At 37.7% G+C, this 25,498-nt stretch carries 29 protein-coding genes and 1 pseudogene; 21 read left to right on the forward strand and 9 right to left on the reverse strand.

Annotated features, from left to right (window positions below):
- Window positions 1-296: 296 nt before the first annotated feature.
- Both J3U54_RS07580 and J3U54_RS07585 read right to left on the reverse strand, forming a co-directional pair.
- Window positions 297-881, reverse strand: a complete 585-nt coding sequence (locus J3U54_RS07580) for a hypothetical protein (protein WP_267385628.1) — start codon at window positions 879-881, stop codon at window positions 297-299.
- Window positions 882-899: 18 nt separating this feature from the next.
- The gene (locus J3U54_RS07585; protein WP_267385629.1) at window positions 900-1,448 is read right to left on the reverse strand and encodes a hypothetical protein; all 549 of its coding nucleotides are present in this window, start codon (window positions 1,446-1,448) and stop codon (window positions 900-902) included.
- A gap of 199 nt (window positions 1,449-1,647) precedes the next feature.
- Here J3U54_RS07585 and J3U54_RS07590 point away from each other — a divergent pair, with 199 nt between their 5' ends.
- Both J3U54_RS07590 and J3U54_RS07595 read left to right on the forward strand, forming a co-directional pair.
- Window positions 1,648-1,989, forward strand: coding sequence for a hypothetical protein (locus J3U54_RS07590; RefSeq protein ID WP_267385630.1), 342 nt, complete (start codon window positions 1,648-1,650; stop codon window positions 1,987-1,989).
- 222 nt (window positions 1,990-2,211) lie between these two features.
- Window positions 2,212-4,572 carry an SLAP domain-containing protein gene (locus J3U54_RS07595; RefSeq protein ID WP_267385632.1) on the forward strand — a complete coding sequence of 787 codons (2,361 nt, stop codon included), beginning with the start codon at window positions 2,212-2,214 and terminating at the stop codon, window positions 4,570-4,572.
- 67 nt (window positions 4,573-4,639) lie between these two features.
- On the opposite strand, the gene J3U54_RS07600 is transcribed toward J3U54_RS07595, so the two are convergent.
- Genes J3U54_RS07600 through J3U54_RS07615 form a run of 4 tightly spaced genes read right to left on the reverse strand, consistent with a single transcriptional unit; the run spans window position 4,640 to window position 8,945 of the window.
- Window positions 4,640-5,938, reverse strand: a complete 1,299-nt coding sequence (locus J3U54_RS07600; RefSeq protein ID WP_164715407.1) for an ABC transporter substrate-binding protein — start codon at window positions 5,936-5,938, stop codon at window positions 4,640-4,642.
- A complete protein-coding gene (locus J3U54_RS07605) occupies window positions 5,928-6,611 on the reverse strand; it encodes a response regulator transcription factor (RefSeq protein ID WP_103752836.1) in 684 nt (227 codons plus the stop codon). Before J3U54_RS07605 ends, J3U54_RS07600 begins: the two co-directional genes overlap by 11 nt.
- Window positions 6,604-7,932: a sensor histidine kinase gene (locus J3U54_RS07610; RefSeq protein ID WP_267385635.1), complete on the reverse strand. Its 1,329-nt coding sequence runs from the start codon at window positions 7,930-7,932 to the stop codon at window positions 6,604-6,606. Before J3U54_RS07610 ends, J3U54_RS07605 begins: the two co-directional genes overlap by 8 nt.
- Entirely contained in the window at window positions 7,932-8,945 is a 1,014-nt protein-coding gene (locus J3U54_RS07615) for a substrate-binding domain-containing protein (RefSeq protein ID WP_220235089.1), read from the reverse strand. Before J3U54_RS07615 ends, J3U54_RS07610 begins: the two co-directional genes overlap by 1 nt.
- A 212-nt stretch (window positions 8,946-9,157) precedes the next feature.
- On the opposite strand from J3U54_RS07615, the gene J3U54_RS07620 reads away from it, so the two are divergent.
- The 5 genes from J3U54_RS07620 (at window position 9,158) to J3U54_RS07640 (ending at window position 12,212) form a co-directional block, all read left to right on the forward strand.
- On the forward strand, window positions 9,158-9,595 hold the full coding sequence (locus J3U54_RS07620) for a PTS sugar transporter subunit IIA (protein WP_220235090.1): 438 nt from the start codon (window positions 9,158-9,160) through the stop codon (window positions 9,593-9,595).
- A 16-nt stretch (window positions 9,596-9,611) separates the two neighbouring features.
- Window positions 9,612-10,115, forward strand: coding sequence for a PTS sugar transporter subunit IIB (locus J3U54_RS07625; protein ID WP_103752840.1), 504 nt, complete (start codon window positions 9,612-9,614; stop codon window positions 10,113-10,115).
- 72 nt (window positions 10,116-10,187) lie between these two features.
- Window positions 10,188-11,054: a PTS mannose/fructose/sorbose/N-acetylgalactosamine transporter subunit IIC gene (locus J3U54_RS07630; protein ID WP_103752841.1), complete on the forward strand. Its 867-nt coding sequence runs from the start codon at window positions 10,188-10,190 to the stop codon at window positions 11,052-11,054.
- 2 nt (window positions 11,055-11,056) lie between these two features.
- Window positions 11,057-11,899, forward strand: coding sequence for a PTS system mannose/fructose/sorbose family transporter subunit IID (locus tag J3U54_RS07635; protein ID WP_220235091.1), 843 nt, complete (start codon window positions 11,057-11,059; stop codon window positions 11,897-11,899).
- Window positions 11,900-11,915: 16 nt separating this feature from the next.
- The gene (locus J3U54_RS07640; protein WP_103752843.1) at window positions 11,916-12,212 is read left to right on the forward strand and encodes a PTS fructose transporter subunit IA; all 297 of its coding nucleotides are present in this window, start codon (window positions 11,916-11,918) and stop codon (window positions 12,210-12,212) included.
- A 45-nt stretch (window positions 12,213-12,257) separates the two neighbouring features.
- On the opposite strand, the pseudogene J3U54_RS07645 reads toward J3U54_RS07640, so the two are convergent.
- Window positions 12,258-12,470: pseudogene (locus tag J3U54_RS07645) on the reverse strand (IS3 family transposase); the annotation flags it as partial.
- Between the two features lie 434 nt (window positions 12,471-12,904).
- On the opposite strand from J3U54_RS07645, the gene J3U54_RS07650 reads away from it, so the two are divergent.
- Window positions 12,905-13,261 (forward strand): hypothetical protein, encoded by a 357-nt coding sequence (locus J3U54_RS07650; protein WP_267385636.1) that lies wholly within the window; start codon window positions 12,905-12,907, stop codon window positions 13,259-13,261.
- A 150-nt stretch (window positions 13,262-13,411) separates the two neighbouring features.
- On the opposite strand, the gene J3U54_RS07655 is transcribed toward J3U54_RS07650, so the two are convergent.
- Complete coding sequence (locus tag J3U54_RS07655) at window positions 13,412-14,173, reverse strand: DeoR/GlpR family DNA-binding transcription regulator (RefSeq protein ID WP_220220627.1); 762 nt, start codon at window positions 14,171-14,173, stop codon at window positions 13,412-13,414.
- A 204-nt stretch (window positions 14,174-14,377) separates the two neighbouring features.
- Here J3U54_RS07655 and ulaG point away from each other — a divergent pair, with 204 nt between their 5' ends.
- From ulaG to J3U54_RS07690, 7 genes are all read left to right on the forward strand, one after another.
- Complete coding sequence (gene ulaG, locus J3U54_RS07660; protein ID WP_267385637.1) at window positions 14,378-15,451, forward strand: L-ascorbate 6-phosphate lactonase; 1,074 nt, start codon at window positions 14,378-14,380, stop codon at window positions 15,449-15,451.
- A 35-nt stretch (window positions 15,452-15,486) separates the two neighbouring features.
- Window positions 15,487-15,963: a PTS sugar transporter subunit IIA gene (locus J3U54_RS07665; RefSeq protein ID WP_220220629.1), complete on the forward strand. Its 477-nt coding sequence runs from the start codon at window positions 15,487-15,489 to the stop codon at window positions 15,961-15,963.
- A gap of 5 nt (window positions 15,964-15,968) precedes the next feature.
- Entirely contained in the window at window positions 15,969-17,465 is a 1,497-nt protein-coding gene (locus J3U54_RS07670) for a PTS ascorbate transporter subunit IIC (protein WP_220220630.1), read from the forward strand.
- Between the two features lie 17 nt (window positions 17,466-17,482).
- Complete coding sequence (locus J3U54_RS07675) at window positions 17,483-17,788, forward strand: PTS sugar transporter subunit IIB (protein ID WP_103752849.1); 306 nt, start codon at window positions 17,483-17,485, stop codon at window positions 17,786-17,788.
- Between the two features lie 9 nt (window positions 17,789-17,797).
- Window positions 17,798-18,436, forward strand: a complete 639-nt coding sequence (locus J3U54_RS07680; protein ID WP_103752850.1) for a 3-keto-L-gulonate-6-phosphate decarboxylase UlaD — start codon at window positions 17,798-17,800, stop codon at window positions 18,434-18,436.
- Window positions 18,437-18,512: 76 nt separating this feature from the next.
- The gene (locus J3U54_RS07685) at window positions 18,513-19,391 is read left to right on the forward strand and encodes an L-ribulose-5-phosphate 3-epimerase (RefSeq protein ID WP_220235093.1); all 879 of its coding nucleotides are present in this window, start codon (window positions 18,513-18,515) and stop codon (window positions 19,389-19,391) included.
- 18 nt (window positions 19,392-19,409) lie between these two features.
- Window positions 19,410-20,138, forward strand: a complete 729-nt coding sequence (locus J3U54_RS07690; RefSeq protein ID WP_220235094.1) for an L-ribulose-5-phosphate 4-epimerase — start codon at window positions 19,410-19,412, stop codon at window positions 20,136-20,138.
- Between the two features lie 38 nt (window positions 20,139-20,176).
- Here J3U54_RS07690 and J3U54_RS07695 read toward each other — a convergent pair whose 3' ends face one another.
- Window positions 20,177-20,833 (reverse strand): hypothetical protein, encoded by a 657-nt coding sequence (locus J3U54_RS07695; RefSeq protein WP_220235095.1) that lies wholly within the window; start codon window positions 20,831-20,833, stop codon window positions 20,177-20,179.
- A gap of 64 nt (window positions 20,834-20,897) precedes the next feature.
- Here J3U54_RS07695 and yaaA point away from each other — a divergent pair, with 64 nt between their 5' ends.
- From yaaA to J3U54_RS07725, 6 genes are all read left to right on the forward strand, one after another.
- Complete coding sequence (gene yaaA / locus J3U54_RS07700; RefSeq protein WP_220232680.1) at window positions 20,898-21,665, forward strand: peroxide stress protein YaaA; 768 nt, start codon at window positions 20,898-20,900, stop codon at window positions 21,663-21,665.
- A 49-nt stretch (window positions 21,666-21,714) separates the two neighbouring features.
- Window positions 21,715-22,317: a histidine phosphatase family protein gene (locus tag J3U54_RS07705; RefSeq protein ID WP_103752855.1), complete on the forward strand. Its 603-nt coding sequence runs from the start codon at window positions 21,715-21,717 to the stop codon at window positions 22,315-22,317.
- A gap of 160 nt (window positions 22,318-22,477) precedes the next feature.
- A complete protein-coding gene (locus J3U54_RS07710; protein ID WP_267385640.1) occupies window positions 22,478-22,999 on the forward strand; it encodes a TetR/AcrR family transcriptional regulator in 522 nt (173 codons plus the stop codon).
- The gene (locus J3U54_RS07715) at window positions 22,999-24,060 is read left to right on the forward strand and encodes an FtsX-like permease family protein (RefSeq protein WP_103752857.1); all 1,062 of its coding nucleotides are present in this window, start codon (window positions 22,999-23,001) and stop codon (window positions 24,058-24,060) included. The genes J3U54_RS07710 and J3U54_RS07715 overlap by 1 nt, the downstream gene beginning before the upstream one ends.
- 1 nt (window position 24,061) lies before the next feature.
- On the forward strand, window positions 24,062-24,736 hold the full coding sequence (locus tag J3U54_RS07720; RefSeq protein ID WP_267385642.1) for an ABC transporter ATP-binding protein: 675 nt from the start codon (window positions 24,062-24,064) through the stop codon (window positions 24,734-24,736).
- Window positions 24,737-25,203: 467 nt separating this feature from the next.
- Window positions 25,204-25,419, forward strand: a complete 216-nt coding sequence (locus J3U54_RS07725) for a hypothetical protein (RefSeq protein ID WP_103752859.1) — start codon at window positions 25,204-25,206, stop codon at window positions 25,417-25,419.
- Window positions 25,420-25,498: the final 79 nt, after the last annotated feature.

The following is a 25,498-nucleotide window of genomic DNA, read 5'->3' on the forward strand; positions in this document are numbered from 1 at the left end:
ATAAAAGCGTTTTCCATAATCAATAGTAGATGATAAAAGAAGGTTGGTAAATGTAAAAACCGCGCACATAATTGTACTTTTATATAGTGTAAAATGCTGTTAACAAAAGTTAGCATTATGAAAAAGTATGTACCATAATTAAATGTTTACGATAGTTTAGCTTAAACAAAGTGAACTGAGAGGATAAACTATTCAATTAGAGTTACAAAAAAGCAAGTTTACCAATTAGGCTGACTTGCTTTTATTTTAGTTTTAAGTTTATAGCAGTATTAAAATACTAAGCTTTGCTTTGATGTTTATTTCTCATTGAATTTTTGCGTTTCTTGAGCTTTTTTAAGCTTTGAAAGTGCAATCGGTTCTCCAAATGGCAAAGTAGGTAATTTAAGTACAAGCCAAATCAAGAGTGGTAATAGACCTATTTCAAGGTACCCGATAACTGATACAGCCACTCCAAACCACAGAAAGCAAGAGCGGATAATTTTTATATAATAAAGTATCCGGTTAATTTTCCAGTCTTTTTGTTTTTTGACCTTAAAATATCTGATTTTTGACGCTTTTTTTTGATGATCATTATTACTGTTAATGCGGCTTTCTTGAACGGTATTTTTTTCGTTAAAAAACTTAGCAGAGTTTGCTTGCCTATTTGTCGCACTTTTTGTTTTTATTTTTTGACTGTTGGCTTCAGTAAATAATTTTCGTGAATCAATGGTAGTTCGGCTGTAAAGGGCATTGTACACTTTTTGCTTCGGATGTGCCCAACCCATACCGCGTTTCCCGTAATTAGGAATGATTGCTTTTTTTAGAGCTCTCGTAGCTCTACCCTTGGTTCTTGCAGCAATAGATTTTTTGAGACTTGGCTTTCTTAGACCTACTTTTATCATTGTCATTAACCTCTTTTTTTAATATTCCCATTTGCATAGTGTATAGCCTTGACGAATAGCCTGCCTTAACTTCATACTAGTAATATTTCCGTTTGCAGGTCTTAAGCCTCTGCAGTCTGGATCAAAGTGATACCTTCTGCCGGAATTTGGTGCTACATAGACAGTTTGATTGTTACGCTTGTTTTCAGCAGATTGCTTTTGTTGTTGCTGTTTTAGTTGTTTCTGCTGTCTTTTTCTTTGCAGCTTTAACTGCCTATTATGTCTTATTTTAGCTTCTTTTTGAGCCCTTTTTCGTCTTTTTGCAGCTGAGCTTTTTTGTCTTGCTTTTCTTTGAGCAGTTTCCTCGACAGCTGCTTTTTTCTTAGCTGCAAGTTTTTTTACACTGCTGCTTTTCTTTTCCTTTGAATTTTTAGAGGCAGTATTCGTTTCAACTTTTGCTGATTTTGGTTCACTGTTATTATTAGTTTCAGCTTCAGAACCATTTCTAATACCATTTGTAATGAAGATTACCACAATAGTAATTAGCCAAAACCACCATCTCTTATAAAACCGTTTTTTATTATTCATTTTTATCTCCTTTATTTTGATTCTAAATAAACAGTTCATATATAGAGATAATTGTGGCGATAATTCACATTTTTTCTAGACAGATTATTAGTTATAGAAAAATGGTGAAATAGTAATTATAGTCTTATAATTATCAAAAACGTCTTGTTGCCCAGGCGTTTTGTTTCATGTAACTAGGTTAAATTTGTGGGGTGCTATTATGAATATTGGACCATTGTCAGAGTGGGTTACTGCATTTGCAGAGATCGCAGCAGTATGTGTTGCTTTGTTTTTACCGGTTTATGATAAAAAGCAGGAAAAACGCAAAAGAACACGTAACCTGAAAGCAATATTTAGGTATTTAATTAAAAAATCGCTTGATGAAGAGAACACATCAAACTTAGAATCGTATTTTAAAATCAGTTATCTTATCCTTGACAGCAATGATGATAAGCAAGTATATTCCATGGTTCAGCATGCGATTGAAATATTAAAAAATAACGAAATATCGCAAAGTAAAAAAGAACAAGATATTGACCAAGTAATTAAATATTTAACGTAAAAATGATGTCAAAATGTGCTTAGCAATTAACCTGTTGGGCACACTTTTTTATAATAAGGAGCTTGTAACGGTGCTTTTTGAAGTCGACTGTACAAAATCACAAGTCCATAAGAAAGTGACATTTATCATCTACTATACCTACTGAGTAACATATATAATGAAGTTGTCATGACTTAGAAAGCGCTTTTAAAAAATACTAATAGAATTTTTGGAGGCACAATAATGATAATTAATAAGCTCCGGTTAGCTACTTCGATTGCGGTAACAGCCATTTTGAGTGTTGGTCTCGTAAATATGAAAGCAGTTAAAGTTTTTGCAAGTACCACAAATATCCCAAGTACTTTATTGGAACAGGTGAAAAACACTCAAGCAACTTCTACGGCTGATGAAAACGACCCTTTGCTTGATGGCAAGTATGTTTCAAATGGATATAGTGATAATGGGTATACATTTTTGAAGCCAAGTGATACTTCCTCCGAACGGACAAGTTCTTTTCATCTGGATACGCAAGAGGGCTGGTCAAATGATTTACAGACTATTGTTTTTGATAGCGAAAATAAAGAATGGAATATCTATTATCTTCATACAGAAAAAGTAGTCAATGGTGATACGGGTGCCAAGCAGAATTGGGAGCGCGTAACCACTAGGGACTTTATCCATTTTAGCAAGCCTAATATTGCAATTGCTGATTTAAAAGGTGACATTGGTGATGCTTGGAGCAGTGCTTGGACTGGAAGTATCATTACTAATCAAGGTAATATTTCTGGTGTACCTAAGGGGGCTAAAGTCGCATATTTTTCTGGCTTGAGCAATAAAGACAATCAACAAAATATATGGGCTGCTTGGTCGGATGATAATGGGAAAACTTTTAGCCACCCGTTAAATGACAAGAAAATTATTCTGGACCATTATTGGCCATGGACATCGATTAATCGTTCAGATGAACGTGATCCTTCTGTCTTTTACTGGAAGGGTAAGTTGATTATGTACGCTGCTGAAGGCGATAAGATCGGGGTATATAAGTCTGAAGATGGACTTGTCTGGTCCAACGCTAATACTAATCAGGCTAACAGCAAATTATCTAGTGATCTCTTTTTTAAAGGGCTATCGTTTAAAGCACCCGTTGAATGTCCAGCTGTCAGAAGTATGAAGATGACCAATGGCAGCACTAAACAGGTTTTATTCTTTGGTGCTAAGGCACCACAGGCTGGGCAGACTACCGGCACCTATTATATTGTCGGTCACTTAAATGATCAGGGTCTGTTTGTACCAGAAACTAATGCTAAAAGAATGGACCAAGGGACGGATTATTACGGTGCAAACTTCACTGGCAGCGATGACTTGACTCAAGCCGATGATTCACTCATTACAATGGGTTGGGTAGGAAACTGGAACTATACAAATTCTGGCATTAAGGCAAATCAAAGTGGTTTTTCACCAAATTCCACCCGGCTTGGAACTTATACGTTAGCTAGAAAAATCACTTTAAACAATGATTTAACTATCTCCAGCTCGCCAGTTACTGAGAATCTTGAAAAAGATCCGGACAAAAAGGTAACTGGCACTGTTGGAAATCAGCCTGCTTCTAAAAACAATTATTATGAACTGCTTAATTTAACCCAACAGCCTGTTAACAGCAAATTTAATCTGCATTTTTCTACTAAAAATAGTGAAAATTATCAGGGTGCGGTTAAAATATCTTTCACTCAAGGTAAAGACAGCAACTTTATTATTTTTGATCCGGCAACCGGAAAATATCGTATTGCGGGACAAAGCAGCGAGCTATCCGGTGATGCGGCTGATTACTATAAGAATGGTCTGGCCAGCGGCTTGGGTTATATTAATGATTCTGGCCTGAAAGGCATTAACGACTTTTCAATAACTGCCTTCACGGATAAAAATGTCATTGAATTGTTCTTTTCCAACGGTCAAACTGCGACATTAGCCCGTTTTTGCGTCAATAATGTGCAAGACGTCAAGGTGGAAGCCCAAGATGAAAACAAAGTCAACCAGTTTGACATTGCTTATGGTCAAGTAGGCACGAAACTAGTGGGTTTCGAGCAACAGTCGGGAAATACCGATAACACAGGTGGCAGTTTAACAGGTAATAATACGCAAAATACGGGCAGCACAAGTAATGACGATACTACTTCAAATGTTGATTCTGGAAAAGTGGAAAATGAGCCGGGTAAACCAAAACAACCTGCAGATCATACTAATGGCAAAAAAGTTAAGAAAAGGACTGTAATGCACGATGCTTTTATATATACTACTAAAGAAAAAAGGACATCGTATAAACTTAAAGCTGGCTCAATCGTCAGAACTTATGGCATAAAGAAGATTAATGGTAAAAGGTATTATGTTCTAACCAATAAGCGCTGCATTTTGGCTGCCAATATTTCTGGGACAAAAAGAAAACTGAAGCATAATGCGTTTGTCTACGATAACAAAGCTAAACGAATTAAAAAGCTGTTACTGCAGAAAAAATCTGCAGTAAGAACATATGGCGCTGCCATTAAGATTAATGGTAAAAAGTATTACATAGTTGGTAAGAATGCGTTTGTGAAGAAAGCAAATTTTTAAAGTTTGCTAATTAAAAAATCCATTTTCTTAACCTCAAGGTTATAGAAAATGGATTTTGTTTTGCTTTTTATTCTTCGTCAGTTTGGTTGACCTGGAGCTGAATATTAAACAATTGAGTTTCTAAGTCGCCGGATTTTAAAGCGTTTTGAATCTTATAATCTAGTCTTTCTAGCTTATTATTATAAGACTTAAATTTTGGGCTGATTGCTCCGTCTTTCATAATCAAATCCAGTTTTTTGGTAGTTAAATTATGATAACTGATTACTTTTTCATCGAGTATCTTTTGTGCAGCAGGACTGTTAACGACACTGGATAAAACTGAAGTGCCCATATTGGTTTTCATTACTTCGCGTTGAATGTTCTTATTCGTACATAAAAGTTTCATAAATTCCCACGCACTTTGGGCGTTTTTCGCCTTGCTGGAAATGGCAAACATTGTAGTCTCCATTGGTGTGGCCAGTGCGTGACTAATTCCGGGCATTTTTGTGCACTCCCATACAAAGTTGTTGTTACGTGTGATGTGAAATGGATAAGAAGTATAAGTCCGATATTGGGCTAGACCTAAAGGCATAAACGCTACGCTGCCTTTATCAAAAAGACGGGAGGTGACATTGTATGAGGGCTGGTCATTAGTGATATTTTCAATTAAGGAAAAGGCCTTCCTGGCGGTATCAGTAGTTAGCTGCACGTTATTGTCATCTTTACTAAAAAGTTGATTCCCATATGCTAGCTGGGCATCTTGCCAATTATAATTCATGGTAACGCTATAGTATTTTCGCTTTTTTGTGGAATAAACAACGCGTCGGCAAAGCCTGTAAAATTGGCTTGGCGTCCAATTTTCACTCGGCGTAGCAATCTTTAATTTTTTTAGCAAAGATTTGTTCATTACCATCAAAGTCGGGTTAGCTTCATAGGGCAGAGCAAGTTGCTGGCCATTATATTGTCCGGCTTTTAGGGTGCTCTGGTAAAAGACAGCAGGCTGAATCCGATCCTTTTGCATCAATTGACGTAGGTCTTTAAATGCGCCTTCACTGGCCAGGGCATTAAAATCTCGGTTGGGGACAATGATTAGGTCAGGAGTCTTATTTTCAATGATCTTTTCACTAAGCCAGTTGCGATAATCGTCCTGCTGGATTCCACCCTCATACTTGATTTTAATTTCTGGATGTTCTTTTTTAAACTTCTTAATTGCAAAATCGATTACGTGGTATTGGTGACCATTGGGCACGTCCCAGCTGCTGCTAGTATAGAGGCCGATGGTTAAAGTTTTTTGCTGTTCAGTGATATGACGCTCCCAAACGACGACACTCATAATAAACACAATAATTAACGCGATGATGATAAATAATCTTTTCTTAACTTTCATCATCATCACCAATTGATTCGCTAGTGATTCCAGTTTGTACAGCCCAAATAGCTAGCTGTGTGCGATCCCGCAGCTGCAACTTATCCAAAATTTTAGAAATGTAGTTACGAACTGTTCCCTCTGATAAAAACAGCTTGGCAGCAATTTCTTTGTTGGAAAGTCCAAACCCAACTTGTTGAATCACGCGCCACTCATGCTTAGAAAAGTTTTTAGTGTCTTTGTCATTAACCTGAATTGCGTAATTTGCCTGAGCCATCTTAGAAAATAGCTTGAAAACTTTTTCTGCAATATCGGGATTAATCATTGCCCCACCGTTATAAACAGTTTTGACAGCTCTATATAAATCTTGAGTTGATGCACCTTTTAAAAGGTAGCCAGAAGCTCCATATTTTAAAGCACTAAAAATAAAGTCGTCGTCATCAAATGTGGTTAAAATAATTACCTTTATGTTAGGATATTTTTCCTTGACATACTTGGTGCAGACAGTACCGTCCATCTTAGGCATTCTAACGTCCATCAAGATGATATCAGGCATCTTCTTTTTAATACTATCTAAAACCTCCTGACCGTTTGCAACCGTATCCGTTACGTAAAAGTCTGGATTAGCGTTTAAAATAATTTTTAACGAATCGCGAATCAGTTGCTGATCATCTGCAATCATAATTTTAATCATCTGTGTCACCTTCTATTGGAATTTCAACCTTAGTAGTAAAACCATTTTTGCCATCAAAGCTGATCTTACCATTAATAATCGCTACACGTTCCTTCATTTGTGTAATTCCGTAACCTGGCCTGAAGTTTGTTGCTCCCAGTCCGTTGTCTTTAATTATCATCTGGTAAATATTGCTTTCGCTTTTAGTGCAGCTGATGCTTACCTCACTGGCATGGCCGTGGCGTAGTGAATTGGTAATTGACTCTTCAATGATGCGGAAGACTACGTCTTCTGTCGTTTTTTCAAAATCGGTTGATCCCCAGTGGTAGGAAAAGTTAATCTCGATTCGGGAAATATCAGCATATTCCTTTAACATCTTTTTTAATGATTCTTCAAGCGTATAGTTGGTAAGTGCTCCTGGCCTAATACGATTTACGGCTTTGCGTACATCTTTAATACCTTGCTTTACTGCCACTTGAATCTTGGTTAGCTGCTTTTTAGTTGCTTCAGGATCAATATCGATTAAAACCAAAGTAGCATCAATTCCTGCTGCAATTCCTGTCAAAGCATGTCCAACTGAATCGTGAATGTCACGAGCAATTCGTTTTCTTTCTCTATCTTTGGCGATGTATTCGGAAAAAGCAGCGTAGTTTTTTAATTCATAGTTTGCCTTAGAGGCTAAGGCAAGTTTGTTTTGAATGTCGTTTTCCTGATTTAGCTGATAAATTGCGAAATAAATTAAAATTAGGATAAATAAAGTTAAATTTAAAGTAGTGATAAAGTTTTTCCAGAAAACAAGCGAAGGTCCAATTTTTCCGGGCAAAAAACTTAAATAAGTAGTTATATCCGGCAATGTCATGAAGTGACTCAAAATTGAATAATCTGTTACTAGCAATATGATAAGCAAAAAGCCAACAACTAAAACCCAGATCAGATAATCGCGAAAATTGTACTGGTTACGGTTGCTGATAATAAAGTCAACAAAAATAAGTAAAAAAATACCATTATAAGTCATTCGTAGTGCAACAAAAACAATAATAGCCAAGATAAATTCGATCAGTATGATTAAGTTGTTCAACTGCGAATTATGGCTAAATTTTTGGGTATGATGATGAAATAGCATTACAAAAGCTAAAACTACAAAACTAATAATACTCTGCCAAAAAATAGTTTGAGGAGAATCAGGAATGTGGTGTAAAGAGGAAAGCAACTGGTAAGACTGTTCAGTTTTAATAACATAATCTGTGGCATAAATAAACAAGGTTGCGTTGAACAAAATTGCAAAAAAGTTTAGCCATAACATCATTCTGCGCAAGACAATCAAATACTTAAACTTTGGCATCACTGCCACCCCAAAACATTGTAGTGATTAATGTTTTTATTAGTAATCAAATAAACGGGCAGGATAATTTTTGGGGGGACTCTTTTGCCGGCAATTAATTTATAAGCGACTCTAACGGCTGTTTTTCCCATATTAATTGGTGTTTGGGCGGAACTAGCAATCGCGTTGTGGTTAACTCCAAGCAGCTTTTTCATGTTTTCTGAACCGTCTACGCTGTATACATCAATCTGTCGCTTTACTCCTACCTCATCGATTGCAGCTAGGGCTCCAACTGCAGCCTGATCATTTAAAGCCATAATGGTGTTAAATTTAGCTCCATTCTTTAAGGCCTTTTCTACTAGCGGTAAAGTAATCTCGGACTGGCCATAAGTATTAATTTTACCTACGACGTGGAAATTTCTGTGATTAGGCGATTTTTTGAGAGTATCAGTGAAGCCTTGAATACGGTTATTAGCCGAATAAGCTGAATAATGCTCAAGAAGGAGAATAGTTGCACTTTTTCTGCTTCTTAATAAATGTTCAGCACAAAGCTGTCCTGCCCGGTAGTTATCAGACAATATAGTACAGTCAACATAACGGTCAGATTTCATTTGCGAGTCGACGACAATAACTTTAATACCCTTAGTTTTAGCTTTATGCAGGGCTTCTTGGATTTTAATACTATTACCATCAACGGGATTAATAATGATTGCATTGACACCCTGATTGATGAATGAATTAAGTTCCTGGACCTGTTTGTCAACAATTAAAGCAGGATCGCGATTATATAATCGACCGTGATGGTTATCGATGTAATTAGCAATTTGTTCATTTAAAACAGGGTAAAAACTATTGTTCATTGTCATGTAGGTAGAGCCAATCTTGGTTTGCTTATTTTGACCTGGATTAACAATAAAGACTAAGTAAACTAATAAAATAAAAAATGCAGCGAAAAACAGTTCGATGCCCAGTAAAATTCGTGTATAAGGGTTTGAGATTTTTCTATGCTGCTTTTTTGGTTTCGGCAAATTCATTGTCAACATCTCGTTTATTTATTAATAGTAAAAAGCTGATGCTTTTCATATAAATTATTATTGCTGAAAAATCCTGTTCAATCAACAATATTCAGGAAAGCGCTTTAAATAGTGACAAATGTCACACTCGGATTGATGACATTTAGCACTGGTAGCGCATCCAAAATCTGTGATAATTTTTACTTGCAATAAGAAAAGAGGGGAATGACGAATTGAAATATTTAATATTGGTTTCTCATGGCAAGTTTGCGGAGGGCATTAAAACTTCGCTTGAAATGTTTGCTGGAGATTCCACTAAGCAGTGCTTTGCATTGTGTCTTCATAATGGTGAATCGGCTACAGATTTTGAAACAAAAGTTGACCGCTTTTTGCAGGAGCAGCAATTTAAAAAGAATGATGAATTCGTGATTTTAGCAGATATTATTGGCGGCAGTCCGCTGACTACATTTTTGGATTCATTTTCTAAAAAAGGAAACCTAGAAAAGGCAGTAGTTTTAGGTGGAATGAATTTTTCAATGGCCCTGACTGCCATTGTTTCTTTAGGCATCATGAGCAAAGAAGAACTAGCAAAAGCGGCTTTAAGTGAAGGAGAAAAAGCAATCAAACAATATAAAATTTCACAACTAACAGATGACGAAGATGATATTTAGAGTTTAGGAGAGAAAAATGACAGTTTCATTAATTAGGATTGATGACCGAATTATTCATGGCTTAATCACTACTCGCTGGGCTAAAGAGCGTCCGTGCGACGGAATTATTGCTGTAAATGATCAGGCTGCTTCTAATCCAATCTTGAAGTCAGCTTATAAATCTGCTGGCGAAGATCAAGGTAAGAAAACTTTTATTTGGACCATGAAACATTTTAATGATGTTAGAGAAAAAGTCTTAAGTTCCCAAACGCGCTATTTCTTGATTACCAAAACCCCGCAAGATATGAAACATATTTTGGTTGATCTTAACTTTGTCCCGAGTGAACAAAAAGAACTAATTGTGGGACCAGGTAATGATCGTCCAGGTGCTATTAAACTGGGAAGCAATCAGTCGTTTACGCAAGAAGAAGGAGATGCATTTGAAGCAATCAGTCAAAAAGGGTATAAAGTCCATTTTGCTTTACTTCCGGATAAACAGTTAGGTTATTGGGATAAATTTAAGGCTAAATTTGGCTATTAGAGTTGGTCCAATTAGGTTTCAGTTTAGTTAATTTAAAAAGTTAGTTTTTAATTTTTAGAAGAAGGAGAAAAAATGACTATAAGTTGGGTACAAGCCGCCATTCTTGGAATTTTTGCATGTCTTTGTTCAAATTCTTGTATGGCTGGTCAAGCAGTAGGTAATTATACTATCGGCCGCCCATTAGTTGGTGGACTAGTCTGCGGGATTGTTTTAGGCAATATTCCTCTGGGCATTGCTTGTGGCGTTGCCACGCAATTGGTTTATATTGCTCTTGTTACACCCGGTGGAACAGTTGCAGCTGACGTTAGAGCAATTTCATATATTGGTATTCCTTTAGCAATGGTGGCAATTTCTTCTCGTGGATTGAATCCACTAGGTGCGGATGCCGCCAATATGGCAAAATCACTTGCTACTTTGGTAGGAACAGTTGGGTCAGTATTGTTCTATGCCGTAGCCTTTATGAACTTAATATGGCAAGCGTTTGGCTGGAAAGATATTGAAAATGGTAAATTGAATCGCTTGTATAGTGTTGACTTTGGTTGGCCATGGGTTTCTCACTTGGTATTTTCTTTTTTGCCAACTTTACTGATGACGCACTTTGGTGCACAAGCAGTTACGGCATTAAGAACTGCGCTTCCAATGGACGGTATTCCGATGAAGACATTGTTTACCGTTGGTGCCATGCTTCCATGTGTGGGGATAGCAATTTTATTGCGTCAAATTATTAACCAAGCTACAGATTTTATTCCATTTTTAGTAGGCTTTACATTAGCGGCATCGTTACACCTTAATCTTGTTGCTGTGACGGTCATTTCATTATTATTTGCAGTAATAATGTATGAAATCGAAATGGCTAAAAATTCCGGAAAATCATCTGCAAATACAAAGTTTGCTTCTACCAATGAGACTGTTGATGATGAAGAAGAGGAGGATATTTAACGATGGATGCAGGAAAGAAAAGAATAAGTCATAAGACCTTAAGCAAATCTTTTAACTTGTGGTTTTGGGGAGCATTAACCTGTTTTTCACAAGAACATATGCAAACATTCGGTTATTTGTGCTCTATGCTGCCAATTATTAAGGAACTGTATCCCAATGATAATAAGACACAGACCGAAAATATTAAGGCATATACTGCATTCTTCAATACTAATCCAATGTTAGGATCAATTATTATTGGTACAACAGCTAGTTTGGAAGAAGCACGGGCAAATGGTGAAAATATTGATGGTGAGACAATCAATGATATGCGGGCAGGTTTGATGGGCCCAATTGCTGGCATTGGTGATTCGCTAATTGATGGTACGTTAATTCCAATTTTATTGGGTATTGCTTTAGGGATGTCTAGAAATGGATCCCCGATTGGAGCAATTTTCTATATTATTGCTTGGGATTTAATTGCTTATTTTGGTCAGCGCTTTTTATACTTCCGTGGATATAAGCTTGGTGATAAGGCTGTAGGATTTCTTGTAGGTAAGCAAGGAAAGGCGGTTCGCCGAGCAATTTCAATTGTTGGTGGTATGGTTGTTGGAGGCGTCTTGGCAACTTGGGTTAATGTAACAACTTCATTGCAATTAAAAGATAATACCGGTCATGTCTTTCTTGATTTGCAAAAGCAATTGGATGGTATTTTTCCCGGAATTTTAACGGTTATTATCACGTTATTTTGCTGGTGGTTAATGGCTAAAAAGCATGTCTCTGCCATCTGGACAATGATTATTTTAATCGGTGTTGCCTTTATTGGTGTTGTACTTGGCGTCTTCAATCCAGGCTTGAAGTACTAAAGCAGGAGCAAATGGGATGGACATCAAAGAAATAACCAAGGGATATCAATCCGAGGTAAACTACCAAAAGAAAATGCTGCAAAATCTTCAGTACTGGCTGCAGTCTTTCTTAGCAACTGGTGCAATTGGTTTTGTTCTGTGCTACTATTTCTACTTTAAGACAGTTGGGCTATTTACTTTAGGAGTTATTTTACTGATTATTGGCATGCTGGGATCAGTAATAATCGTTTATGGTCGTCACAGGGGAAAACAAAATCTTAACTTACTGATTGATGATTATCAGGCCAAGATAAATTATCTAAAAAAGCAATAAAAGCCTGATATGGGCCCAAAAAATTACGACAGTTTATATTAGCTGCTAACTGAGGACTAACTTCCGATATTCAAGCGGAGTTAGTCCTTTTAGTTTGGTTTTGATTCTTTTTTGATTGTTATACTCAATGTAGTCTCTGATCGCGTCTTCCAGTTCATTGAGATTCTTAAACCGATTTTCAAACCCATAAAGCATTTCTCGTTTAAGTATGCCGAAGAAACCTTCCATTAAGCCATCATCAAGCGAATTACCCTTGCGTTAGTCAATGTGACACTTCTAACTTATGAGTTTGATACTCAGATTTACTTATACACCTGTAATTTTTATTAAAAATAAATATTAATGTACCCTTTATAATTATTTCAAATACATAATGTGCAAAATTTGAACACATTAAAAATTGATTGCATGATACTATGAAATTAGTAATTAGACTATGCTGGAGTTATTTTTAAATAAATTCCTTAAATATATTACTGAATTTATTATACGTTTTTATGTAAAAGCTTATAACTTTGGTATGAGGTGATCACTATGAGAAAATCAATAAAATTTTATCTGAACCAACAACGGCTTTATGCTTAGTTGTTAATATTATTATATAAATTGGGCAGCACAAGATTCAGAGGGAGTTTGGCATGATTAAATTTAGCTAAAATGCTAATTTTTAAACCAAAGTGGGGTGAAAGCTAATGCAAGCCGGGCAACAACTATTCATAAACATTTTTCAAGCTGGCCAATTAGTTTTAATAATTGGCGTAGTAATTGCAGCTTTTTACGTTAAAACACATGAGCGAGAAATCTATAGTAGGCCAAGGCTCTATCCTAAAAAGGTTGAATTATTCTTATCTTGTATACCTTTTTTAGTTCCATGGGCTGCGTTAATTGGTTACTTTATTTTTCCACTAAAAGCTGATTTTTCTGTTTACGTCAAGCGTGTACTAGATGTTTGGCTATTAATCATACTCTGCATAGTTTGGACACTAATTATGGTTTTAGCAATCCATCATGATTTGAAACTACGGAAAAAATATGGCGGTGACCCATAACCAGTAGGAGATAAATAAAAAAGAATCTGAGACTTACTACCAAAATATCTTTTAACTAAAAGCAGAAATCCTATTAAATCAAGGTTTAGCAATACCGAAATTTAATAGGATTTTTTGTTTAGAAGACTTTTTGCTCAGATTCTTTTTTGTTTATAACTGAACTTGGACTACCTGAACACCAGCTTTGATGAATTCCGTAATTGTTTGACTCGGTGTAAAAGAGTCGGTAATTAGTAAATCAATGTCTTCAGCGTGACCAATGGTGAAGTTCGAAAACTGACCAAATTTGCTGTAGTCTGCAACCACAATTAGCTTGCGTGAATGCTTAATAATTGCCTGGTTAACTTTGGCTTCTTCGATGAAGGGAGTTGAGATCCCATGCTCGAGACTTAATCCGGCGCAACCAATAATTGCCCAGTCGGCGTAAATTTTTAGGAACGGATCAACTGCTAGATCACCGCTCATAATCATTTTGCGACTGATGTTGCCGCCACTAAGGATAATTTTGCTGTTGCTGTTACGCATATCGAGATTACCAGCATAGCCATTGTTGGTCAGAATATTGACGTCTTTTTGCAATAAATAAGGAATTGCTTCGAAAGCAGTTGTACTTGAATTAATGAAAACCCAGTTATGTTTTTCGATGTGACCCGCTGCTTCTTCACCGAGTCGTTTTTTGATGTAACTGACAGAATCGGTAAAAGGCACTTCTTCAGGTTTGACCAGCGAAACCGTCCCTTTATCCTGAATGATTTTGCCTTGATTAGCTAAATTACTACAATCTCGCCGCACAGTCATGATTGATACGCCCAGTTTTTGACAAAGTTCATCTAAGGAGATGTTTTTTTGATGATTGAGCAAGTCAATTATTTTTTTGCGCCGATTTTTGATTACTTGATATGAATTTTTCATTTTGAGCTACCTATAACTTCTTGAATAACACTTGTTGATTATGAAAAATATCATAAAACCAATTAATTATCAATAAATATTGATGTTTTTTGCTAAAACACCATATAAAACATTATTTATCATTTAATATGGTTGAAAGCGTTATCAGATTAAAATATAATTACCATGAAAACAAGCTTAAAGGAAAAATTTTAGGAGGAAAACATGACAAATCCAACGAATATCAATCAAGTTACACCAGAAGTCTTTGCGGAAAATAATTTTCCAGAATGGGGCACTTTTTTAAATGAACAAATAGCAGCTAAAAAGGTCCCTGCAAAATCATTTGCAATCTGGTGGCTAGGCTGTATGGGTACTTGGCTTAGGACACACGAAGGAACAAATATTGCGATTGACATGTGGAACGGTACCGGTAAACACACTCATGGTGACGGTAAAATGCGCAAGGGTCACCAAATGATGCGGATGACTGGTGGCGAGGCAATGCAACCAAATCTTCGTAATAAACCTTATGTCATTGATCCATTTGCAATTAGAGATTTAGACGCACTTTGCGTGACGCATACACACCATGACCATTTGGATATTTATACTGCAGCTTGCGTTAACAAGTTTTGCCCGAACGCTAAATTTATTGGCCCGCAAGGCGTTGCCGATGAGTGGGAAGAATGGGGTGTTCCCGCTGAAAAAATTACGGTCGTCAAGCCCGGTGATGAAGTTAAGGTTGGTTCCGTAACAATTAAGGCTTTAGAAGCATTTGACCGGACTGAACTGGTAACAGAAGATGACCCTAACGTAAAGCTTGCCGGTACTAAACCAATCGAAATGGCTAAAGTTGCCGTTAACTATTTAGTTGAAACTTCAGGCGGCAATGTCTACCACTCAGGTGACTCACACTATTCCAACACATTTGTTAAGCATGGTAATGAAAATAAAATTGACGTTGCTTTATGTGCATATGGTGAGAACCCACGCGGTATTACCGATAAATTGGATGATTCCCAAGTTTTAAGAATGGCTGAAGCACTTAATACAAAGGTTATCATTCCAATGCACTATGACATTTGGAGTAATTTTTACAGTGACCCAAAGGATATTTTAGCTCTTTGGGATCGTAAGAGATACCGCTTACAATATCAATTTAAGCCATATATTTGGCAAGTCGGTGGTGAATTTAACTTCCCACAAGATAAGGACAAGTTTGAATACATGTATGATAGAGGATTCCATGATGCCTTTAAGAATGATCCTGATTTGCCATTCCCAGAGTTATTATAATTCACTTTTTGGTTAATTATCTGGTAGGAGGAATCATGTTACGTTATTTTTTTGAAAATCATCTGATTAATATCAGTCAAAAGCATCCCCAAAATTGGCAAGAAGCCATCAGAGTCTCCGGGGAAGTAATGAAGGCAAATAACCTTGTTACCGATAAATATATTGATCAGGTCATAGAAGATGTCAAGCAATATGGGCCATATATTGTAATTGTACCCGGAGTTGCAATGCCCCATTCACAAGCTGATAGTTCTGGGGTTTTAGGGACTGGTATTGGTCTAACGATTTTTGAGCAACCGGTTTCCTTCGACCAAAATGATCCAGAAAAAGACGCTCAGTTGTTCTTTATGCTAGCTGCCAAAGATAATGCTACCCATATGAAAAATATTGCTAATTTATCTAACTTACTAATGGAAGATGGCATGATTGAAGACCTGTGTCACGTCAAAAATCTTACCGATTACCAACAAGTCATGGCTAAGCATGACGAAAGTAAAGAAAAGAGCAGGTAAAGAAAATGCAAAATATTTTGAATGTCTTACTAGCTATTTGGAGTTACTTCGCCACGAACGTATTAAATCAACCAGCCTTTATGATTGGCTTTATCGTTTTGATTGGTTACATCTTAGAGCACAAAAAGTGGTACGAAGTATTATCAGGCTTTTTAAAGGCAACTGTTGGGTATTTCATCTTAGCTGCGGGATCAGGCGGGTTAGTTAATACTTTCCGTCCCATCTTAGTCGGCTTAAAAGACCGTTTCCATCTCAGTGCCATGATTATTGACCCTTATTTTGGTCAAAATGCGGTTAACGCGGGAATTATGCAACGTTTTGGCCGGTCATTTGCGGATACAATGCTGCTATTATTATTTGCTTACATTATCAATATTTTATTGGTGCGATTTTCTAAATACACTAAATTACGGGCGGTTTTTACGACCGGTAATGTCCAAGTTCAACAGGCAGCAACAGCGTTTTGGTTAATTTTATTCTGTTTTCCAAAACTGAACCGCTTTTCAATTTTAGCAATTATGAGTTTAATTCTTGGCCTTTACTGGGCTGTTGGTTCCAATTTAACCGTTGGTATTACGCAGGAATTAACTGACGGTGCGGGTTTTGCCGTTGCGCATCAGCAAATGTTTGGAATATATTTCTTCGCTAAATTATCAGAGATTATTGAAAAGCACGCGCTAAAGAAAAACCAAAATAAGAATAAGCGGCTTGAAGATATTAAATTGCCAAGTTTCATGTCAATCTTTAATGACAACATGGTTTCAACTTCTATCTTAATGTTGATTTTTATTGGTGCAATTCTGGTAGTCTTAGGACCTGATTATTTGATCAAAGCGCACTTTATGCAAAAAGGGCAAAGTTTCATTTTCTACATCTTACAGACTGCTCTACAATTTTCCGTTTATCTTGCAATCTTACAGCTCGGCGTTAGAACTTTCGTTAATGAACTAACGGAATCCTTTACCGGTATTTCTGACAGATGGCTACCTGGGGCAGTTCCTGGTATCGATGTTGCTGCAACACTAGGTTTTGGTTCCCAAAATGCACAAACCATTGGTTTTATGTTTGGTGCATTAGGTCAGTTTACGATGATTATTTTGTTGTTAATTTTCCATTCACCAACCTTAGTCATTGCTGGCTTCATTCCGTTGTTCTTTGACAACGCTGCTATCGGCTTGTATTCCAATAATCGCGGCGGCTATAAATGTGCAATGATCATGCCGTTTATTTCCGGCCTGATTCAAGTTGCCGGCTCGGCATTAATTGCTACCTGGGTTGGCATGGCTAAATATGGTGGTTACCTTGGCATGTTCGACTGGGCAACAGTTTGGCCATTCTTCACTGTCGTCATGAAATACTTAGGCTACTTCGGTGTCGCACTCATTATTATCATGCTTTTGGCAATACCACAGCTGCAATACCGGGCAGATCCAGAAGGGTACTTCTTGATTACCGAAGATTATCCAGAATGGCAAAAATTAAATGATAAAGAAAATAATTAGAAAGGAAAGATTTAGTTATGAAGATTTTAACTGCATGTGCAAATGGTTCTGGAACAAGTTTGATGTTACTCAGAACAGTAAAAAAGACGATGGAAAAATTGGGTTACCAAATTACACAGGCTGATCACACTTCAATTTCAGAGGCAAAGGGAATTGCCCGCAACTATGATGTTGTTTTTACCTCCGTCCCATTCATTAAGATGTTTGATGAGGTAAAAAAGCGCGGTGGAGAAGTAATTGGTATTAAAAATGTTATTTCCGCTAAAGAGGTAGAAGACAAAATTAATGCTTCAGACATTCCAGCTAAGTTTAAAAAAGATTAGGAGCAAAAAATGAATTTACCAATGATGCAAGTAGCATTGGATTGTAACGATACGGCCCAGGCAATCAATGTTTTACGCCAAGTAGAAGATCAAATCGATGTCGTTGAGGCGGGAACAATTTTAATTTACCGCGACGGAATGAGTGCCGTTAAGAACTTACGGGCAATGGCTCCCGATAAGATTGTTTTAGCCGATGTTAAATGTGCCGATGCCGGGACAAAATGTGGTGTATCTTGTCGTGAAGCAGGGGCAGACTGGATGACCTGCATTAATGCCGCAACAGTCCCTACAATGAGTAATGCCCAAAAGGAAATTGAGGTTCAGGTTGAGCTTTATGAGGGCTGGGATAATAAGGACAGAATGCAAGAATGGCTTGATCACGGCATCCACCAAGTGGTTTACCACCAAAGTCGCGACGCCAAATTTGCTGGTCAAAAGTGGTCTGAGCAAGACGTTGAGAACGTCAAGAATTTAATTGCAATGGGCTTCAAGGTCTCCGTCACTGGCGGTGTTCATCCTGAGATTCTGCAACTATTTAAAGGTGTTCCCGTTTATACTTTTATTGCTGGCCGGGCAATTACTGGTGCTGATGATCCTCATGCTGTCAGCAAGCAGTTTAAGGACGAAATTAAGCGAATCTGGGGCTAACTGATAAAGGGGAGCAATGAATAATCATTGGCGCCTCTTTTTTGTTAGGTCACTAAAAATTATTTAGGAGTAGAAAATGACCGTTAATTCACTAGGTATTTATGAAAAAGCCCTGCCACAAAACCTATCTTGGCGCGAGACCTTTGAACTCACGCATGAACTGGGCTTTAATTTTTACGAATTTTCCGTTGATGAAAGTGATGAGCGCTTGGCCCGGCTTGACTGGAGCTACGAAGAACGCAGCCGCATGCGCAACTTAATGTGGCAAACAGGGATGCGGATCAACAATCTGATGCTGTCCGGACACCGCCGTTTTCCACTGGGGTCAAAGGATCCTGCTGTCCGGCAAAAGTCTGTGCAGATGTTGGCCAAAGCCGTCGACTTATGCGTTGATTTAGGCATTCACAATATTCAGATGGCCGGCTATGACGTCTATTATGAGGACAAAAGCGCCTTATCGCGCGAATTATACGTTGAAAATCTAACGAAGTGTGTGCACTTGGCGGCTAAAAAGAACGTGATGCTATCGATTGAAACCATGGATGACCCGTTTATTAATAACCTAGCCAAGATTAGTCACTACCATGACTTGGTTAAAAGCCCGTGGCTGCAGGCTTACCCTGACTTGGGCAATCTAAGCGCTTGGCCTGAAAACGATGTCCCGGTAGAATTAGAAAACTACATTGACACCATTTGCGCGATCCATTTAAAGGACAGTAAACCAGTAACGACCACTTCCAAGGGGCAGTTCAAGAACGTGCCCTTTGGCCAGGGTTGCGTTGATTTTGCTGGCCTGCTGCGTCTGCTTGTCCGGTTAAACTACAGTGGCAGTTTTACCATTGAGATGTGGTCTGGTGATAACGGCGATGAACAGGCAGTGGAAGAAGTCAAGGCTGCCAAAGCCTTTTTTGACCGCCTCTTTGCACAGGTGGGCATTAAGCAGGAAGCAATTTAAGTAAGAGAGGAGCCAAAGATGCTCGAACAATTAAAACAAGAAGTCTATGAGGCCAACATGCAGCTGCCTAAGCTGGATCTAGTCACATTTACCTGGGGCAATGTTTCTGGTATTGACCGCAAGCAGGGGTTATTCGTTATTAAACCTTCTGGCGTGCCATACGAAGAACTGACGCCCGAGGATCTGGTCGTGGTTAATTTAAAGGGCGAAGTGGTAGAAGGCAGCCGCAACCCGTCAAGCGATACACCGACGCATACATATCTGTATAATCATTTTCCTAAGATTGGCGGAATCGTCCACACGCATTCACCATGGGCGGTAGCCTTTGCGGCGGCACAAATGGACATTCCGGCACTAAACACGACGCATGCCGATACCTTCTATACTGATGTCCCGGCCGCTGATGCTCTGACTAAAGCCGAAATCGAAGAAGACTATGAAGGCAACACTGGTAAGACGATTGTGCGCACCTTCAAAGAGCGCCACCTCGATTATGAAGCAACGCCGGGCTGTTTGGTCAGTCAACACGGCCCGTTTACTTGGGGTGAAACAGCTGCTAAGGCGGTTTATAATGCGAAGGTCTTAGAAGTAGTGGCTGAGGAGGATTACCACACCTTGCAATTAACGCGGGCAAACAGCCACTTGCCGCAATATCTGCTGGATAAGCATTACTACCGCAAGCACGGTAAAAATGCGTATTACGGGCAGGACAATGCACAATCAAAGACGCATGCTAAACGAAAATAAGGTAAAATAAAACGGCTTTAAATAAAGCCGTTTTTCATTTAGAATTTAGTTTCTTTGATATCGTCTTCTGGGCGATGTTCTTGAATACGAATAATTTGCCAAGGCAAGTTGCTACTAGTAATTTCTGTTAAGTCAATGGTCAACGCGTTATCTTGGAACGTGAATGCAGGTTCACACCGATTTTCAATCATTTCAACGCGATTAGGCGCCACTGTTAGACCAGACACAATCACTTGTTTTGGCAAAGGCTTGTTGACAAAAACGTATTTTTGATAATGTAAATGACGATTTTGGAGAACAAAGCCCGAATCTGCGGTAAGATTGCATGGCTGGCTATCATTAAACGCGTGGCCAAAAATATGCATCCAGTTATTAACCGTGGTGAGTACCTCTTTTGTTGCAGAACTAATTGCATTTTTTTCAGCAACCTCGACATTAATAAAAGAGCTTTGCCCAATTTTGCGGTTAGCAACAAGTTTGTCGATGACATCGTCACTTGTCGCGTCAATGCCGTCACGACCATCAACGAGTGCAACCGTGTACTTAGCACAAGCAAGTTTAAATTCATCCTGCAGCTGATTAGTGGCAACTGCCCGTGCACCGATATCGCGCGCTGTTTTAACTAAAAAATCGGCGTCTACATCTTTCGTGCTTTTTAGTTTAAAATTTAAGATGATTGCAAAATCAGGATTCATTAATTCTCTCTCCTCAAAACATATTACTAAATAAGTTTAACCCAAAAGGTGGTAAATACGAAAGATGAAAATTATTATCTCACCAGCAATGAAGATGAAAGTCGACCGTGATTCATTTCCAGCTCGCTCACACCCTCAGTTTCTTAAACAGGCAAAAGAATTGGCGGCTTTTTTGCAGCAATGCAGTTTTACGCAGTTACAAGCAATCTGGCAGTCAAGCGAGCGGACGACTAAAGAAGGACAAGAGCAAATCAAGCAGCTTAACCTAGCTAAAACGGACAACTTAACACCAGCAATTATTTCTTATTCTGGGATTCAGTATCAGTATATGGCACCTGACTTATTTTCAGCCCAAGCGCTTGATTATGTCCAAGAAAATGTGCGCATCTTATCTGGCTTATACGGTGTTTTGCGACCATTTGACGGTGTCTGGCCTTACCGCTTAGAAATGAAGAACAAGGCGACAGGTTTCACCGAACCAAATTTGTACCACTATTGGGGTGAAAAACTAGCAGATAATCTTTTTGGTGAGGATCATATTTTGATTAATTTGGCCTCTAAGGAATATTCTAAAAATATCGCGCCTTATGTAACAAAAACGCGGCGAATGATTACTATCGACTTTCAAGAATTCGTCAAGGGTAAGTGGAAAACCGTTGGGGTTCATGCCAAGATGGCCCGAGGAGAAATGGTTCGTTTTGCTGCAGAACACCAATTAACTAAGCCAGAGGAATTGCAGAAATTTAATGATTTTGGTTTTCAATATATTGCCCAAGAAAGCACCACAGATAATTATGTCTTTCGAACTGAGTTTGATTTCAAACGGCGATAGTAATTTACTTATTGGGATAGCATAGACAACGTAAGAAATGAGGTTAATCATGGAAATAGTTTTTGTACGTCACGGCCAGACCGACTTAAACAAAACGAGAAAAATTCAGGGAGCACTTTTTGATCATGATCTTGATCATGAAGGACGCGTATACGCCGAAAAGGCGGCCGCTAATTTTGATCCTTCAAGCTTTGATCTTGTTTTTTCTAGTCCGATGAAAAGGGCAGTCACAACGGCAAAAATTTTTACTAAAGGCCAAAAAGAAATCAGATTAGATAAAAGATTAATGGAGTTTAATTTTGGTGAATGGGATGGCCAATATTTAACTGAATTGGGTAAAAAATATCCCGATGCTATTGACCCATGGGGTAAAGCAGCTGCTAATTATGTTAAATATGCACCAAGTGGCGAAACTTTTGCTGAATTAAACGAGCGCTGTGGTGATTTTTTAGCTGATTTACACCAAAATTACCCGGATAAAAAGATTCTAGTTGTGTGCCATGGTACTTTAATCAGAATGATGTTCGCTCATTGCTTTACTGATGGTGATATTAATGCCTTTGAAACAATGGCTAACTGCGCTCTAGCCAAGATTTCAGTACGTGAGAATATTTTCCGGACTAATTATTATAATCGCGTATTAGTTCTATAATTCAGCTAAAAGCCGCAAAGTCGCGGCTTTTTTATTTACTTATGGCAATAATTAGGCTGCATATTTTTGCAAAAGTTCATTTACTTGACAATTAGGTTTAGTAATTGTATTCTGTTATCAAAGTGACACGGTGTCACTTTGGCGAAAAAGAGGTGTGCTCATGGTTAAGACTACTTTTATTAATTTACCGCAAGAGAAGAAGGAGCGGATTGAGCAGGCACTCCTTCATGAATTCAGCAATCATTCGCTTCTCAAGGCACAGGTTGCGCGAATTGTGAAGGAAGCGGACATTGCTCGTGGTGCTTTTTACAAATATTTTGCTGATTTAACTGATGCTTATCAATACATCTACCAGCGTGCGTTAAAGCAGATTCATGCTGAGATCAAGCTTTCAGAGCAGTACGATCCGCAAATGTTTTATCAAAGCGTTGTTACTTTTCTTGAGCAAACTTTGTGCAGTAAGTATGCCAAAATGGTTAAAATGCATGTGTTGTATAACGAAAGCTTAGTTAAGCAGCCATTCGCAAGCGAGAAATTAGTAAAACTCAGCGCGCAAAACTGGAGTGCAATGATGCTTAGCCATGCGGCAATTAGGGAAATTTTGGCAAACCCTACTTTAAAAAGTGCCATCCTTGCCCAGCTGCAAGCGGGCTTGTTACTGTTAAAAAAGGAGACTAAATAGTGTTTTTAGCAATTAAAGAAATCAAAAGGGAAAAATTGCGTTATGGCCTAATCATTTTGATGATTTTTCTAATCAGCTACTTGATTTTTGTTCTATCGTCCCTTGCTCTCGGCTTAGCAAGCGAGAACACACAGGCAATTGAATCATGGAATGCTAAGCAAGTAGTGCTAAATAAAAATGCTAATGTAAGCATGAGCCAATCTGTTTTAAATAAAGATGACTTAAAAAAGGCTAAGATTGGAAAAGACGAGGCGTTACTTGGGCAAACGCCCGTGGTGGTAAAAAGCAAACAGCGAAGCCAAGTTTCCGCTCAGTTCATTGGCGTTAAGAAAAGCCAGTTCATTTACCATGATCAGGAATTAATTGCTGGAAGAAAAGCGCGCAAAGCTCATGAAGTAGTTGTTGATCAGGCTTTTAAAGTTAAGGGCTACAAAATTGGTGATCAATTAGAACTCAACGGAATGAAGCAAAAGTATCAGATTGTGGGCTTTGTTCAAAACGCCAAGATTAACATTGCTCCGATTATCTACGGAACACTCGCCAGTTGGAAAACCTTACGGCAGGGGATGCCAAATATGCGTGCTTCCGCAATTATTTCCCGCAATGCCAACTACCGCTATAACGATGGCAATAGCAAGACATATCCGATCAAACAATTTATTAATAAATTGCCAGGCTATACAGCACAAAATATGACTTTTCAATTAATGATTGGATTTTTGTTTATTATTTCACTAATTATTATTGCGGTCTTTTTATACATCTTAACTATGCAAAAAATGCATAATTTTGCTGTTATGCGCGCACAAGGAATTCCTAGTGGAACCTTGGTTTGGTCAACGGTTAGTCAGGCTATTATTCTCGTGGGAATCGGAGTAATTATCGGCTTGCTAGCAATGCTGTTAACGGCTAAAGTTTTACCAGCGGCAGTTCCAATGAGTTTTACGCCAACTATTATGCTCAGCGGCACTTTAGGCATGCTTTTAACAGGCATTATTGGCAGTTTAATTCCAATCAGATCAATCTTAAAAGTAGATCCAGCAAAAGCAATAGGTGAATAAGATGACAGTCATTGAATTACAAAATGTCCAAAAGATTTACGGCAAGGGCGCTGCACAAGTTCAGGCCCTAAAAGATATTAATTTCAAGGCCAATGAAGGTGAAGTTGTTTTGATCATGGGACCTTCTGGGGCTGGGAAAAGTACTTTTTTAACTATTGCAGGTTCACTGCAAAAGCCAACAACTGGCAAGGTTTTTATTAGTGGCAAGGATATTGCTAATATTTCGACTAAGCAGAGTAACTCTTTGCGCTTAAACCAGATTGGCTTTGTTCTGCAAGCTTATAACTTGGTTCCTTTTTTGACCATTCAAGAACAGTTCGAACTGGTCGATCACGTTAAAAAGCAGGGTAATATTACAAAAGAAACGCTGCAGCAATTGCTTGATAAACTGGGGATTACCAGCTTAGTAAGTAAATATCCGGGTGAATTATCGGGTGGTCAGCAGCAGCGGGCAGCAATTGCCCGCGCACTGTATGCTAACCCGCAAATCTTACTAGCAGATGAACCAACGGCATCACTTGATAGCGCGAAAGTTGATGAAGTTGGGCAATTATTTAAGGATTTGGCTAAAAGTTATCATAAGGCAGTAATCATAGTTACCCATGATCCACGTCTAGAAAAATATGCAGACCATATTTATGAGATGATGGATGGCGAAATGACAAAAAAACAATAGTTCTTAAATTAATATATTACTTAAAATAATCTGAAAAATAATTATTGGATACGCAATTTTAATTAAAAATAAAATTGTGTATTTTTTATTGAAAATAATTAAATATTCAGAGTAGCAATGTTTTTAATAACGAAAATTATTTTTAATTGTAGAAGCAAGTTAATATTTTGAACGTAAAAGCAGCACATTGTTCTTGACAAAACAGTTTTAAATTTACTATTCTAGTTAATAGATAGTTAGTTGTTATTTTATAAAACCACATATTCATAAATTTTAATCAGGTTTAGAAATCAAATTCACTTTTAAAAAATTATTGGTAATATCTAACTAAATAGTTTTTATTTAAAATAACAAGTTTTTTATAACTATAAATATGTTTATTGTATTGTCATATTACAGTTTCTTTTCTAATTCATGTTAATTGTATTTAAAGAATACTTAATAAGTTTATGCATTGAGGTATCATGATGAAAAAAATACCAGAAGATAAAGTGATAGAAATATCAACGGATTATAAAAACCAAAGTATTAATATGCGCTTTTCTGAGAATTTGACAGAAGATCGTGAACGAGGCTATATATTGTCGGCTGCTTTCTTTTCTTTTTGTGCATCTCAGGGGTTGAGTAAAAATGAAATCAAAGATATGGTTTCATCATATTATGATGAATTTTTGGATAATTAAAGTTGGTAATTGTTAGTATTGCTGTTTCTAAAATAATATAGATACGTAAATAAAAATACTGAAATTAATTAAGGAAGAC

The organism is Lactobacillus sp. B4007 (assembly GCF_026535895.1).
GTDB lineage: Bacteria > Bacillota > Bacilli > Lactobacillales > Lactobacillaceae > Lactobacillus > Lactobacillus panisapium.